This window comes from Lipingzhangella rawalii (assembly GCF_031628175.1).
Taxonomy (GTDB): Bacteria; Actinomycetota; Actinomycetes; order Streptosporangiales; family Streptosporangiaceae; genus Lipingzhangella_A; species Lipingzhangella_A rawalii.
The window spans coordinates 48,261-61,663 of the sequence record NZ_JAVLVT010000002.1; the positions used below are offsets into that span (position 1 = coordinate 48,261).

Below are 13,403 nucleotides of genomic sequence, written 5' to 3' on the forward strand. Positions count from 1 at the left end.
GGGGCATGTCCTCCACGACTGCTCCCAGCACCGAAGAGGTGCACGCGGCCCTGACCAAGGTTCAGGACCCCGAGATCCACCGGCCCATCACCGAACTCGACATGGTCAAGAGCGTCGACGTTGCCGACGACGGCTCCGTTGACGTCGGCATCTATCTGACGGTGGCGGGTTGTCCGATGAAGGGTCGGATCCAAGAGGACGTGAGTAACGCCGTCCGCGAAGTGTCCGGGGTGACCGGCGTTCGCGTCGAGCTCGACGTCATGAGCGAGGAGCAGCGCAAGGCCCTACAGGCGAAGCTGCGCGGCGGGCAGGCGGAGAAGGAGATTCCCTTCGCCAAACCGAACTCGCTGACGCGGGTCTTCGCCGTGGCCTCCGGTAAGGGCGGAGTCGGCAAGTCCTCGGTGACGGTGAACCTCGCCGCGGCCATGGCGGAGTCCGGGAAGAAGGTCGGCGTGGTCGACGCGGATATCTACGGACACTCCGTGCCCCGCATGCTGGGGGTCGAGCAGCGTCCCACCAAGGTCGAGGACATGATCATGCCGCCCACGGCACACGACCTCAAGGTGATCTCCGTGGGTATGTTCACCCAGGGGAACCAGCCGGTGGTGTGGCGTGGCCCGATGCTGCACCGGGCGCTCCAGCAGTTCCTCTCGGACGTGTTCTGGGGCGATCTGGATGTCCTGCTGATGGACCTTCCGCCCGGGACCGGCGATATCGCGATCTCGGTGGCCCAGCTGGTCCCGAGCGCGGAGCTGCTGGTGGTTACCACGCCGCAGCAGGCCGCCGCCGAGGTTGCCGAACGCGCCGGCGGTATCTCGTCCCAGACCCACCAGCGGGTCAGTGGCGTCATCGAGAACATGTCCTACTTCGTGACGCCGGGCACGGACGTGCGCACTCCCCTGTTCGGCGAGGGGGGTGGCCAGGCTGTGGCCGACGGGCTCACCCGCTCCCTGGGGGCCGACGTGCCGCTCCTGGGCCAGATCCCGCTGGAGATAGGTCTTCGGGAAAGCGGGGACGCCGGCGAACCCTACGTGCTCAGCACCCCGGACAGTGAGGCCAGTCAGGCTTTGCGCAAGATCTCTGAGGAACTGGTCGGACGTCCGCGTGGCCTGTCCGGAATGCAGCTGGGGATCAGCCCGGCGGCGCACTGAGCGGCGAACGGCGAACAGGGCCCCGCCCGAGCCAGACCGCTGGGGATGCTGGCGGCTGCCAGTGCCGGCTGCCAGCCGCCAGCATCCCCAGCGGTGCCCCCGCCTGGGTTGCGTTGAGGCCGCTCTGGTGCCTCGGGGGGTACCCCCAGTCCATGGGGGCCAGGAAAAGTCGATGGGGGCCACGGCGCAGGGCGGACGGGTCGCCCCAGCGCCGAGCTAGTCGTCCGCGGCCTCCAGGGTGAGTTCCACGGTGTGCTCGTCGCCATCCCGTAGGAACACCACCTCCACCTCCGTTCCGGGTGCATGTGACCGCACCTCGGTCAGGAGCTGTTCGGCGTCGGTGATCGTGGACCCGTCCACCTCGGTGATGATGTCACCGGGTTCCAGCCCCGCCCGGTCCGCGGGCCCACCGGGTTCCACGGCTTCCTGATCGTCGGGGAGATCCTCCTCCACGATGAGTGCTCCGGGGCCGGCGTAGCGCAGATCCGGCATCACCCCCATCACCGCGTGCGGGGCTTCCCCGTGCTCGATGAGCTCCTGGGCGATCCGCTCCGCCTGGCCGGAGGGAACGGCGAAACCCAGGCCGATATTGCCCGCACCGCCCCCGATCTCCTCGGCGCCCATGGTGGCGATCGCGGTGTTGACCCCGATCACGTTTCCGTTCAGGTCCACCAGCGGCCCGCCAGAGTTCCCCGGATTGATGGCCGCGTCCGTCTGGAGGGCGTTCACGTAGCTCTCCTCGCCACGGCCACCGACCGTGACGGGACGCTCCATCGCGCTGATGATTCCGGTGGTCACCGTTCCGTCGAGCCCCAGGGGCGAACCGATGGCGATCACCGGGTCCCCCACGGTCATCTGGTCGGAGTCCCCGAAGTACAGCGGATCCACGTCCAGCGGATCCTCGGCTTCCAGCACCGCGAGATCGCTGCTCGAGGCCGCGCCCACCAGCTGGGCGCTGGTCTCGTGCCCGTCGTGGTAGACGACTTCGAGATCCCCGCCCATTCCGGAGGCCACATGGTTGTTGGTGACGATGTAGCCGTCCGCGACCACGAATCCCGAACCGTTGCCGATCAGCCGGTCGTCGGTGCTCTGGATGGACACGACACTGGGGCTGACCTCCTGGGCGACCCCGGCAATGGAGTCGGGATCGCGGCTGGGCGGATCCGGGGGGCCGTCGCCCGCACCCAGCGGCCGGTCCGCCGTCGATCCGGTGAGCTGTGGCACGAGCACGGCCCCGCCCAGCAGTCCCAGCCCGCTGCCGATCAGGCCGACCAGCAGGGCGATACTCGTGGCTGCCCAGAGAGGTATGCCGGCCCCCCGCCGCCGACCCCCCGACGGACTTGCGGGAGCCGCACCGGGAGGCTGCTGCGGCGGAGGCATGCCCGGCCCGCCGTACATGCCGATCCTCGTCGTGTTCGGGGTGTCCTCGGGGGGAGGCGCCATGCTGGGGCCGGCGTCCGGCGGTGGGGCCGCCCCACCGGCGCCTTCCTGCGGCCCCGGAGGCGGACCGGTCTGACCGGGCGGGTTCTGCTGCCAGGTCTGCTGCGAATGTGGAGCAGGCACAGCCCAGTCAGGACCCGCTCCGGCAGGGCCGGGCTGGCGGCCCGGACCGTTCGGCGCCTCTCCTGGCGTGGGCGCACCGCGCCCGGTCTCGTCGGTCATCGGGATGGCTGGCGCGCTCCCGCCCCAGTGGGCAGGGTTCGCGCCCCTCCTCCTTTCCAGGCACATCGCACGCTACGGGCAGCCAGGCGGCCAGGGCGTACCTCCGGCACCAAACGGGACACCCAGCGCCCCCGGAAACGTCATGGAAGAAACCTTCCCGTCCCCCTCCTGTCTACCCTCAGTCAACACGAACGGGGATAAACACGGGGTGAGACGGCGTGACTCGCATGCCGGTTTCTCCCGGTGCCGGCTCCCCCGGCCCGCGGCCCGGTGCCGGGGCTAGGACGACGCGGCATCGGCCCCGCGGGTGTCGTCCTGGTTCCCCTCCCGGTGCGGGTGCAGCCGGGGCAGCCCCCCACCGATCGGGGGACGCGACCCCAGCGGGGGACGCGTGCCGAGGGGCACCTGGCCAGAGTCCCCCTCCTGCGAGGCGTTCCGTCCCCGACGCATCAGTGCGGCCAGGAATCCCCGACTCGGTCGGTCCGGCTGCGGGGCAGCCGCCGCTGACGACGTTTCCGTCGAATCGTCCGCCGTTTCGGACGCCGCGGCGATACGTCCCATCAGTTCACCGGCCGGCTCGGGCTCGTGCAGGCCGTGCAGGCGGCGTTTGAGTTGACGTAGCATTTCCGCCTCGAACCGGCAGTTCGCGCAGACCGCCAGGTGTCGCAGGGCCTCCTCCCGATCGGCCGGGCCAAGCTCGCCATCGACCAGTGCGGACAGACGCTCCCCTAGGTGGCTCATGACTCCGCGTCCTCCCTGGTGTGCGTGGCGGCTGGCAGCGCGGCGTCCGACGGGGGGCCGGTGTCGCCGGCCGCTGTGGGGTCGGCGGGGGATTCGCCAGGGGGCACGGTCCGGAGTTTGCGGTGGTTGAGCGCGGCCCGCAACTGGGCCCGCCCGCGGTGGATCCTGCTACGGACAGTGCCGATCTTCACGCCGAGGGTGGCCGCGATCTCCTCGTAGGAGAACCCTTCGATATCGCACAGCACCACCGGGGCACGAAACTCCGCGGGCAGGGCATTGAGCGCGGCCTGAATGTCGGCATCGAAATGCCGTTCTTCGTAGGCCTGGGCCGGGGAGGGTTCCCGACCCTGCATCCGCTCGTCCGCGGAGTCCGAAAAACCTTCGAACCTGATTCTGGAGCGCCGCCGGGCCATGTCCAGAAACAGGTTGGTGGTGATGCGGTGCAGCCAGCCCTCGAACGTGCCGGGAGTGTAGTTCGCCAAGGACCGAAAGACACGGATGAACACCTCTTGGGTGATGTCCTCGGCGTCGTGCTTATTGCCGCTGAGTCGGTAGGCGAGGCGGTACACCCGGGTGGAGTGCTGGCTCACCACCTCGTCCCAGCTCGGGGGCGTCCACTGACCGAGGTCAGCAGCAGCGTCGTCGTCTGCCACCGGCGCTCCCTTCCGCTTGTGGGTGACCGTCCGGATGCGACACGCCGAACGCCACGACGTGTGTGACGCTCGGAGAGCTACCTGCGTCCTGTATAACACCGGTGTCCCCGGCTGCACTTCCCCACTCCAGCCGGTTTCGCGGCCGGGGGCGCCGCCCGGGCCACGCCCCGGACACACCGACAACGACATCCGACCGCATCCGGCGGGTCGTGGCGTGCGGAGATTTCGGGTCACAGATGGAATACTCGACAGCGGTACCGCGCGGATCGCCCGTCGGGCCTGTCCGTACCGACCTCGCCCCGGGGAGGCCATCATCGCCAGTAGAGATGACGCCGTGGCCTTTGTGGAGAACTATGTCCCGGCGGACGAGCCGCTGCTGTCGGCGCGGGAGCAGTCCCAGCGAACCGAAACCCAGTCGGTCAGTACCGCCACGGGCGCCGCGCTGCGTTTCCTCGCAGCCGCGATCGGTGCCCGAGCGGTGGTCGAGATCGGCACCGGCTGCGGCAGCTCCGGGATCTGGCTGCTGCGCGGCATGCGTGCCGATGGGATTCTCACCAGCGTGGACGTCGACCCGGACCAGCTGGAGTACGCGCGGGACTCCTATCGTCAGGCCGGGTTCCCCGCGAACCGGACCCGGCTGATCCAGGGACGTGCGCTGGATGTTCTGCCCCGGCTGACCGACGCGGCCTATGACATGGTTTTCGCCGACGCCGCCAAGCACGAGTATCCGAGCTACCTGGAGGAGGGGCTGCGGCTGTTGCGCCCCGGGGGTGTGCTCGTGTTCAACCACGCGCTCATCGCGCGGCCGTACGAGGAGGGGCCGCTGTCGGTCCCGGACCCCGACACCGCGGCACTGCGCGAGGTGAGCAGGCTGGTGCGTGACGATGAGCGGCTCCTGCCGCTGCTGCTTCCCATCGGGGAGGGACTGTTGGCGGCGATCTGTCCGGAGTGACCGGAGTGAGGGGTGGAGCGGTGCCGCTCCACCCCTCATGGTCCGGCCCTCAGGGCTGGCTCATTCGCGCAGCCAGCGCAGCAGGGTCCGGGTGGCGAAACCGGTCGCGCCCTTGGTGATCTCCGCGCGGTTCGCGGTGGAGCGGCCCGGCCCCGCGACGTCGAGGTGGGCCCAGGGCACGCCGGCGGTGAACTCCCGGAGGAATAGTGCGGCTTCGGTGGCGCCGGGAGAACCGTAGTGGGGCTTGGTTCCGATATTGGCGAGGTCGGCGACCGTGGAGTCCAGGCTGTCCCGGTAGGTCTCCTCGAGCGGCATCCGCCAGAACCGCTCCCCCGACCGTGTCCCGGCCTGCTCGATCGCACTGGCGAGCGGATCGTCGGTGGCGTACAGGGCGCCGGTGCGTAGCCCCAGAGCGCGTTTGGCGGCCCCGGTGAGCGTGGCGACGTCCACGACCGTGTCCGGGGCGAGGTTGGCGGCGGCGTAGGCCAGGGCGTCCGCGAGGACCAGCCGGCCCTCGGCGTCGGTGTTGAGCACCTCGACCGTGGTTCCGGCATAGGTGGTGATGACGTCGCCGGGGCGCATCGCACTGCCGGACACGGAGTTTTCCGCGATGGCGAGCAGCGCGGTGACCTGGACGGGCACCCGTAGCCTGGCCAGTTCCGACATGACGCCCAGGACGACGCCGGCCCCGGCCATGTCGGTTTTCATCTGCTGCATGTTGTCCTGGGGCTTGAGGGACAGGCCACCGGTGTCGAAGGTGATCCCCTTGCCGGCCAGTACGACATGCCGGTCGGGCTGGTCCGGGGTGTAGCTGAGCTGCACCAGCCTGGGGGGCTGTGCGGATCCGGCCCCGACGGCGAGGATCGCCCCGAAGCCCTCCTGTCGCAGCTGTTCCGCGTCCCAGACCCGCGCCTGGAGCCCGCTGTCCTCGGCCACGGACACGGCCTGCTCGGCCAGCCAGCCGGGGCCCTTGATCGAGGAGGGTGTGTTGGTCAGATCCCGGGCCAGGGCGGTGGCCCGGGCGTAGGCGGCCCCCCGGTGCACCGCCGGCTCCAATTCCGCGGGGGTCGGGGTGAGCAGGTCCACCTGGGCGGCGACCGGTTTCCCGGAAGGCTTCTCGCGCAGGGTGTAGGTGTAGCCGGCGAGGAGGAAGCCCTCGCAGAAGGCTGTGATGGCCTCGGGCGTATCCAGGGCCTGTGGTGTGGCCATCGCGACCCGGGAGCGCCCCCGGGAGCGACGTGCCAGGGTGGCCGCGGCGGTGCGTGCGTCCTCGCCGGTGCCGGCCCCGACACCCAACAGGGCGATCCGCACGAGTCCGGACCCCAGGTTGCCCACCAGGTCGGCGTAGTCGCCCGCCGTTCCGGTGAGGTCGTAGTGGTCCACCAGCTGTTGGACCGGTGCCGGTAGGTACTGCGCGGGGATCTCTCCGCGGCCGGTCACGACGGCTGTTGCGCCGTCCGTGCTGGCACGGACCGGAATCACGAGCAGATCGGCGGCGCTCGTGCTCAGCTCGGTGTCAACCGGAGAAATCTCGGTGGTGAACGGCACGTGGCCTCGCAATTCTCGTCGGGGCTCGTCGGTTGGTTGGACCCCTGGGCCTTACGGCCACGGGTCGCGGATCATGGGTCGGGGCGAACGGGGTGTACCCGGGTATCCGGGTATCCGTGCACTCGCACACACCGACATCGGGGTGGTCCACTCCGAGGCGCGGATACGTGCGGGTATTGCGGATGCGTCGCCTGGGTGCCGTGGTCGTTACTCCGGCGCCGTGACGATGGCGTCGGGGCCAGCGTCCGCACGCTCAGCGCACGACACCGTCCAAGGCCTCGGCAAGCTCATTGGCCTCCTCGGCGGTGAGCTCCACGACCAGACGTCCGCCTCCTTCCAGCGGGACCCGCATGATGATTCCGCGCCCCTCTTTGGTGACCTCCATCGGGCCGTCACCGGTCCTCGGCTTCATCGCCGCCATGCTGTTTCCCCTTTCCGTGGAAGGTATCGCGGGTCAGCGGGCGTCCCCACCCGAGGCTCGCCGGTCAGCTTTACCTCTGCGGGACTCAGGGAGCGGGTGACTGGTGTGTCATTATCTCGGTTGTCGGCCCTTGATGGGAACTCTGGGCGTTGCGCACGTCCCAGTCCCGGCAACACCCGAAAGGGCTAAGGTTATAGTCAGCGACTCGACGGAGCATCCCGCCGGGCCCCGCGCTCCCGACGGCCAGAGGAGAGGTCAGTGCCCGAGCCAGCCACCCCAGACAGCTCAGCCAGCACAGACGGTTCCGCGTCCCCGACCGAGGACGTGGATCTCGTTTCGTACACGACGGTCGACGGAGTCGCGACGATCACCCTGAACCGTCCCGATGCCATGAATTCGATGACGCGCGCCTTCAAGGAGGAGCTGCTCTCGGCCGTGGAACGCGCACGGGACGACAGTAGTGCGCGTGCGGTTCTGATCACGGGTCGCGGCAAGGCGTTCAGCGCGGGGCAGGATCTGCGGGAACACGCGGAATCGCTGGCGGCGGGTTCCGGACTGGACGACACGGTGCGTAGTCACTACAACCCGATCGTGTTGGGGATCGCGCGTATTCCCAAGCCGGTGGTCGCGGCCGTCAACGGTGTCGCGGCCGGGGCCGGGGCCGCCCTGGCCTTCGCCTGCGACTTTCGGATCCTGTCCGAGAAGGCGTCCTTCTCTCTCGCCTTCGCGAACATCGGGCTGGGCTCGGACTCGGGGGCGTCGTGGACGCTGCCGCGGCTGGTGGGACACGCGCGGGCCACCGAACTCCTCATGCTGGGAGAGCCGGTGCGAGCCCAGCGGGCGGCCGAGATCGGCCTGGCCACCCGGGTCGTCGCGCACGACGAACTGGCCGAGTCCGCCCACGCCTTCGCCCACCACCTGGCCTCCGGCCCCACCATCGCCTACGCGGCGATCAAGGGCGAGTTGACCTACGGGGCAAACATGGAGCTGGACCAGGCCCTGGCGATGGAGGCTGATCTCCAGGACCAGTGTGTGGCCACCAGCGACCACCACGAGGCGACCACGGCGTTCCTGAACAAGGAGAAGCCCACCTTCCAGGGGCGGTGAGGCGCGGCGCCCCGGCACGCCCTCGGGTGCCAGCAGCCTGGCCGGGTCATACGCCGCGGGACGCGCGGGCTCATTGACCGCGCTGCCGTATGCGGTCTAATATTCCTAGTTATTCGGTAGAAATAGTCGACTAGGGAGTCCTGGGTGCGGAACCTCGCTCTGCTCGGCATCTTCGGGTTCCTTGCCCAGCTGATCAACGGCGCCCTCGGCATGGGCTACGGCGTCACCTCCACCACCGCGCTGCTCATGCTCGGGGTCACCCCGGCCCTCGCCTCGGCCACCGTGAACCTCTCCCAGGTCGGCTCCCAGCTCGCCTCGGGTATCGCCCACTGGCGGTTCGGCAATGTGGACTGGGCCCTGGTGTGGCGGATCGCCCTCCCCGGGGCGGTGGGCGCCTTCCTCGGAGCGCTGCTACTCAGCTGGCTGTCCACCGAGGCCGCACAGCCACTGATGTCCACCATCCTGCTCGCCCTCGGTGGCTACATCCTGTTCCGGTTCACCGTGTACGGCACGCCGCGAGGGCGATTCCACGGCACGCTGCCGACCGGGTTCCTGGCGCCGCTCGGGCTGATCGCGGGCTTCCTGAACTCCACCGGCGGGGGCGGCTGGGGCCCCGTGGGCACCTCGGCGCTACTGGCCAGCGGCCGGATGGAACCACGCCGGGTGATCGGTTCGATCAGCGCGGCCGAGTTCGCCGTGGTACTCGCGGGCAGTGCGGGATTCACCGTCGGCCTGGGGCTCACCGGTATCAACGTGCACTGGGTGCTGGTGCTACTGCTCGGCGGCGTCCTGGCGGCGCCGCTCGCCGCCTGGCTGGCCCGGCACGTTCCGGCACGCCTGCTGGGCTCGCTCGTGGGCGGACTTCTGGTCCTGACCAACGTCGGAATCCTGTTCGACGTGGAGTGGGTGAACCCCGACCCGCCGACCCAGCTCACCATTTACGCGGTGCTGCTTGCGCTGTGGGCCGCCGCCGTGATGATCTCGACCCGAGCACATTTGCGGGAGCGTTCGGCGACCGCCGAACAGGAGCTGACCTCCAGCTCAGCCTAGGCAGGATCCTGCGTGAGCTCCCAGTGAATTTCCGCCGGATTTTCCACGGGAGGAAGATCGGGAAATCCATATCCGAGCAGCGAAGTTTCCCAGGATCCGCGGGGATGTTAAGCGGCCTCGTTTACCTGTGACGGCGGGGCAGCAGGCCGATTACGACTGGGATTCATCTGGAAACGGAATCTGGTCAAAGCTCGCGCTGGATGCTGTCATGTCCAGCAGCTCCGCTCCGTAGCCGGCCCGATCGGCCGTGCTCGAGACACGAACTTCAGGAGGAACTGTGCGTACAAGACGAGGCATCACTGGCCTCACTGCGCTGGGGGCAGCAGGTGCGCTCCTGGTCGCCGCGGCCTGTGCTCCCGGTGATCCCGAGGAGGACACGGCCGATGGTGCGCCCGGGCTGGAGGGGTGCGCCGAGAACCCCAACGAGTGCAATTCCGGCGAGGCCGCTGACGGCGGAGACATCACCTGGGTGGTGAACGCTCAGCCCGGCGCCTGGTCGTCCCAGTCCGCCGCGGGCGGCAGCGTCTACACGCTCCAGATGCTGGAGGGGGTCATCCCCTTCACCGGCCGTTTTCTCCCCGACGGCGAGACCTACGAGTACAACATGGACCTGCTCGCCGAGGAGCCCGAGCTCCGCGACGAGGATGCTGACCAGTACGAGGTCGACTGGGCCATCGCCGAGGACGCCGTGTGGAACGACGGCACCCCCATCACCTACCGCGACTTCGAGGTCTCCTGGATGATGGCCTCGAACGACGAGGAGCTGTGCCAGGGCTGTGCCGCCCGCAGCACCGCCTCCACGGAGATCATCGAGGACATCTCCAGTGACGATGACGACGACAAGACGTTCACCGTCACCTACGAGGACCAGTACCCCGAGTGGTTCGGCCTGTTCAGCCAGCACGCGGTTGGCGGCGGCTTCTACCCGGCACACGTTGCCGAGGAAGAGGGCTTTGACCTGGACGACCCGGAGGACGTCGGCGAGTACTTCGAGTGGCTGGACTCCAACCGGCCCGAATACTCCGGTGGCCCCTTCGAGATCACCGACGGCGACCTGGAGAACCAGGTTGTGAAGCAGCCCAACGAGAACTACTACGGCGAGGCAGCGAACCTGGACACCATTGTCGTGGACTTCCACGACGACGAGGGTGGCTGGGTTCCGGCCCTGGCCAACGACGAGATCCACGGCGCCTCGCCCGCCCAAATCAACACGGATGTCATCGAGGAACTCGAGGGCATGGACGGGGTCGACATGGACATCGCCCCCGGACCGGCCTGGGAGCACGTGGACATCAACTTCGACGTGCCCGAGTTCCAGGACGAGACCCTGCGCCGGGCGATGTTCACCGCGATCGACGTCGAGGACATCGTGAACCGGAACTTCGGCGATATCTTCCCGGAGGCGGAGCCCAAGACCAACCTGTCGTTCTTCAACGACTCCGAGTACCACGAGGACCACGTCTCCGAGACCGGCCACGGCAGTGGCGACGCCGAGGCGGCCCTCGAGATGCTGGAGGACGAGGGCTACGAGCTGGACGGGGACACGCTCACCCTGGACGGGGACGAGATCGGACCGTTCACCCTGCGGTCCACCTCCACCGACATCCGGGACACCTCGATGGAGCTGATCCAGGCGCACCTGAACGAGATCGGCATCGAGATCCAGATCGAGCCGACCGAGGACCTGGGCGAGACCCTGGCCGAGGGCGACTACGACCTGATGCAGTTCGGGTGGAACACCAACCCGTTCTTCACCGCCGCCCCGCAGCAGCAGTGGCACAGTGACAGCCCCAGCAACTTCGGTGGCTACGCCAACGACGAGGTCGATGAGCTGACCGAGGCGGTTGCCACGGCACCGGACCTGGACACCGCGGCCGAACGGGCCAACGAGGCGGCCCAGATCGTGACCGAGGAGGCCTACATCCTGCCGCTGCTGGAGCAGCCGGACTACGTCTTCGTGAGCGAGGAGTACGTCAACATCCGTGACCACCTCGCCTCCAGCTCCCGCGCGAGCTACAACGTCGGTGAGTGGGGAGTGCTGGCCGAGTAGCGGCCTGTTCCGCTAACGGATCCACGTTGGGTCCGGCCCGCGGGGGCCCGCGGGCCGGACCCAACGATGCGCAGTAGCGAAGGACGCATCCATGTTCGTCTTCATCGTGCGGCGATTGCTCTGGGCGATCCCCATCCTGATTGCCGCATCCCTCCTGGCTTTCCTGCTGATCGACATCTCGGGAGATCCACTGAGTGAACTGCGGGAAGACCCCAACATCCCGCAGGAATCGATCGCGGCCGAGGAGGAGCGGCTCTACCTGGATCAGGAGCGCCATGTGCGCTACCAGCTCTGGGTCACCGGAAGTGCCGTCGAGTTCAGCAGTACCGGGGTCGGTGTCGTACACGGCGACGGTGACATCGGCCTGCTGCGCGGCGAGTTCGGGCCCTCCGTCCGCGGTGAGGTCTACCAGATCGGCGAGGAGATCGGCGAGCGGTTTCTCCTCACCCTGCGGCTCATCGGAGTCGCGATGGTGTTCGCGCTGGGACTCGCCATCCTCTCCGGTGTGATCAGCGCCATACGTCAGTACTCCAAGGTCGACTACGTACTGACCTTCATTGGCTTCCTCGCCCTGGCCATGCCCACCTTCTGGCTGGCTGCACTCCTGCAACGCGGTGGGGTCTGGTCCAACGAGGAGCTCGGAACCAACCTGGCCACCTACGGGGACAGCACCAGTCCGCACATCGCCCAGGACTTCACCCCCCTGGAGAACGTCGCGGACATCGCCGCCCATCTGTTCCTGCCCACCGTCGCGCTGATGCTCACCGCCTACGCCCAGTGGAGCCGGTATCAGCGCGCCTCGATGCTCGAGGTCCTCAACAGCGACTACGTTCGACTCGCCCGCGCCAAGGGCCTACCCAACCGGGTGGTGATGCGACGACACGCCCTACGGACAGCGCTCATCCCGCTGACCAGCGTCGTGGCCGTTGGTATCGCCGGCCTGATCGACGGCGTGGTCGTGATCGAGTCCATCTTCCAGTGGCGCGGTCTGGGCACCTTCTTCATCTCCGCGATCAACGAACGCGACGCCTACGCACTCATGGGCTGGCTCATGCTCAGCGGGGTCATCGTCATCGTCGCGAACCTGATCGCCGATCTGCTCTACGCCGTGCTCGACCCGAGGATCCGCTATGAGTGACCCACAGCTCACCGCCTCCGGTTCGGCGGGAGACCCACCCCCGGACGCCGAGGCCATCACCACCAAGGAACGCGGCCAGCTGGAGATGGTGTGGCTGCGGTTCCGACGGCACAAACTGGCCGTGATCAGCCTGTTCACCCTGCTCCTGCTCGTCGCGTTCGCGTTCCTCGGCCCCTACCTGTGGCAGTGGGACCACCGCATCCACGGCGACATCCCGTCCCACGCCCGGCCCAGCTGGGACCACCCCCTGGGCACGACCCGCAGTGGTCAGGACCTGGTGGGACAGCTGATGCGTGGTGCCCAGCAGTCGCTACGAATCGCGATCACGGTGTCGCTGGTCGCCACCGCCATCGGCTCCCTGTGGGGCGCGGTGGCGGGCTATCTCGGTGGCTGGGTGGACACCATCATGATGCGCATCGCCGATCTGGCCCTGATCGTTCCGCTGTTCGTCGCGGTCGCCGCCATCGGTGGCAGCCCGCGGGTCGGCGCCACCTGGTACAACATCGCCCTGATCATCGCCGCGTTCTCCTGGGCTCCGATCTCCCGTGTGGTGCGCGGCGTCGTCCTGTCGCTGCGGGAACAGGAGTTCATCGAGGCCGCGAAGGCGATGGGCGCCTCCACCCGGCGGATCGTGCTGCGGCATCTGCTGCCGAACGCGGCGGGACCGATCATCGTCGCGGCCACCCTGCTGGTCGCGGTGGCGATTCTCGTCGAAGCGACCCTGTCCTTCCTGGCCTTCGGGATCCGCCCGCCGGACATCTCACTCGGTCTCATGGTCGAGAACGCCCGCACCGCGGCCTTCACCCGACCGTGGCTGTTCTATCCCCCCGGGGTGTTGATCATCCTGATCTGCCTGACGATCAACTTCATCGGGGACGGGCTGCGGGACGCGCTCGACCCCCGCCAGACGATGGTTCGGAGATAGCCAGC

Annotated in this window: 12 protein-coding genes; 7 read left to right on the forward strand and 5 right to left on the reverse strand. The window is 68.5% G+C overall.

What is annotated here, in order from left to right:
- Positions 1-5 precede the first annotated feature (5 nt).
- Positions 6-1,151: an Mrp/NBP35 family ATP-binding protein gene (locus RIF23_RS05545; RefSeq protein WP_310911301.1), complete on the forward strand. Its 1,146-nt coding sequence runs from the start codon at positions 6-8 to the stop codon at positions 1,149-1,151.
- 216 nt (positions 1,152-1,367) lie between these two features.
- On the opposite strand, the gene RIF23_RS05550 is transcribed toward RIF23_RS05545, so the two are convergent.
- The 3 genes from RIF23_RS05550 to sigE form a co-directional block, all read right to left on the reverse strand.
- Complete coding sequence (locus RIF23_RS05550; RefSeq protein WP_310911302.1) at positions 1,368-2,714, reverse strand: S1C family serine protease; 1,347 nt, start codon at positions 2,712-2,714, stop codon at positions 1,368-1,370.
- A 378-nt stretch (positions 2,715-3,092) separates the two neighbouring features.
- On the reverse strand, positions 3,093-3,554 hold the full coding sequence (locus tag RIF23_RS05555) for an anti-sigma factor family protein (protein WP_310911303.1): 462 nt from the start codon (positions 3,552-3,554) through the stop codon (positions 3,093-3,095).
- Positions 3,551-4,207 carry an RNA polymerase sigma factor SigE gene (gene sigE / locus RIF23_RS05560; protein ID WP_310911304.1) on the reverse strand — a complete coding sequence of 219 codons (657 nt, stop codon included), beginning with the start codon at positions 4,205-4,207 and terminating at the stop codon, positions 3,551-3,553. The genes RIF23_RS05555 and sigE overlap by 4 nt, the downstream gene beginning before the upstream one ends.
- A gap of 343 nt (positions 4,208-4,550) precedes the next feature.
- Between sigE and RIF23_RS05565 the strand changes: the two genes are divergently transcribed.
- Positions 4,551-5,159 carry an O-methyltransferase gene (locus tag RIF23_RS05565; RefSeq protein WP_407659411.1) on the forward strand — a complete coding sequence of 203 codons (609 nt, stop codon included), beginning with the start codon at positions 4,551-4,553 and terminating at the stop codon, positions 5,157-5,159.
- Positions 5,160-5,219: 60 nt separating this feature from the next.
- Here RIF23_RS05565 and RIF23_RS05570 read toward each other — a convergent pair whose 3' ends face one another.
- Together RIF23_RS05570 and RIF23_RS05575 are read right to left on the reverse strand one after the other, a co-directional pair.
- The gene (locus RIF23_RS05570) at positions 5,220-6,707 is read right to left on the reverse strand and encodes a leucyl aminopeptidase (protein ID WP_310911305.1); all 1,488 of its coding nucleotides are present in this window, start codon (positions 6,705-6,707) and stop codon (positions 5,220-5,222) included.
- A gap of 253 nt (positions 6,708-6,960) precedes the next feature.
- The gene (locus tag RIF23_RS05575; protein WP_310911306.1) at positions 6,961-7,128 is read right to left on the reverse strand and encodes a DUF3117 domain-containing protein; all 168 of its coding nucleotides are present in this window, start codon (positions 7,126-7,128) and stop codon (positions 6,961-6,963) included.
- Positions 7,129-7,452: 324 nt separating this feature from the next.
- Here RIF23_RS05575 and RIF23_RS05580 point away from each other — a divergent pair, with 324 nt between their 5' ends.
- From RIF23_RS05580 to RIF23_RS05600, 5 genes are all read left to right on the forward strand, one after another.
- Positions 7,453-8,235: an enoyl-CoA hydratase-related protein gene (locus tag RIF23_RS05580; protein WP_310911527.1), complete on the forward strand. Its 783-nt coding sequence runs from the start codon at positions 7,453-7,455 to the stop codon at positions 8,233-8,235.
- A 144-nt stretch (positions 8,236-8,379) separates the two neighbouring features.
- Positions 8,380-9,285 carry a sulfite exporter TauE/SafE family protein gene (locus RIF23_RS05585; protein WP_310911307.1) on the forward strand — a complete coding sequence of 302 codons (906 nt, stop codon included), beginning with the start codon at positions 8,380-8,382 and terminating at the stop codon, positions 9,283-9,285.
- A 277-nt stretch (positions 9,286-9,562) separates the two neighbouring features.
- Entirely contained in the window at positions 9,563-11,335 is a 1,773-nt protein-coding gene (locus RIF23_RS05590; RefSeq protein WP_310911308.1) for an ABC transporter family substrate-binding protein, read from the forward strand.
- A 91-nt stretch (positions 11,336-11,426) separates the two neighbouring features.
- Positions 11,427-12,473, forward strand: coding sequence for an ABC transporter permease (locus tag RIF23_RS05595; protein ID WP_310911309.1), 1,047 nt, complete (start codon positions 11,427-11,429; stop codon positions 12,471-12,473).
- Complete coding sequence (locus RIF23_RS05600) at positions 12,466-13,398, forward strand: ABC transporter permease (protein WP_407659400.1); 933 nt, start codon at positions 12,466-12,468, stop codon at positions 13,396-13,398. The genes RIF23_RS05595 and RIF23_RS05600 overlap by 8 nt, the downstream gene beginning before the upstream one ends.
- The last annotated feature ends 5 nt before the right edge of the window (positions 13,399-13,403 follow it).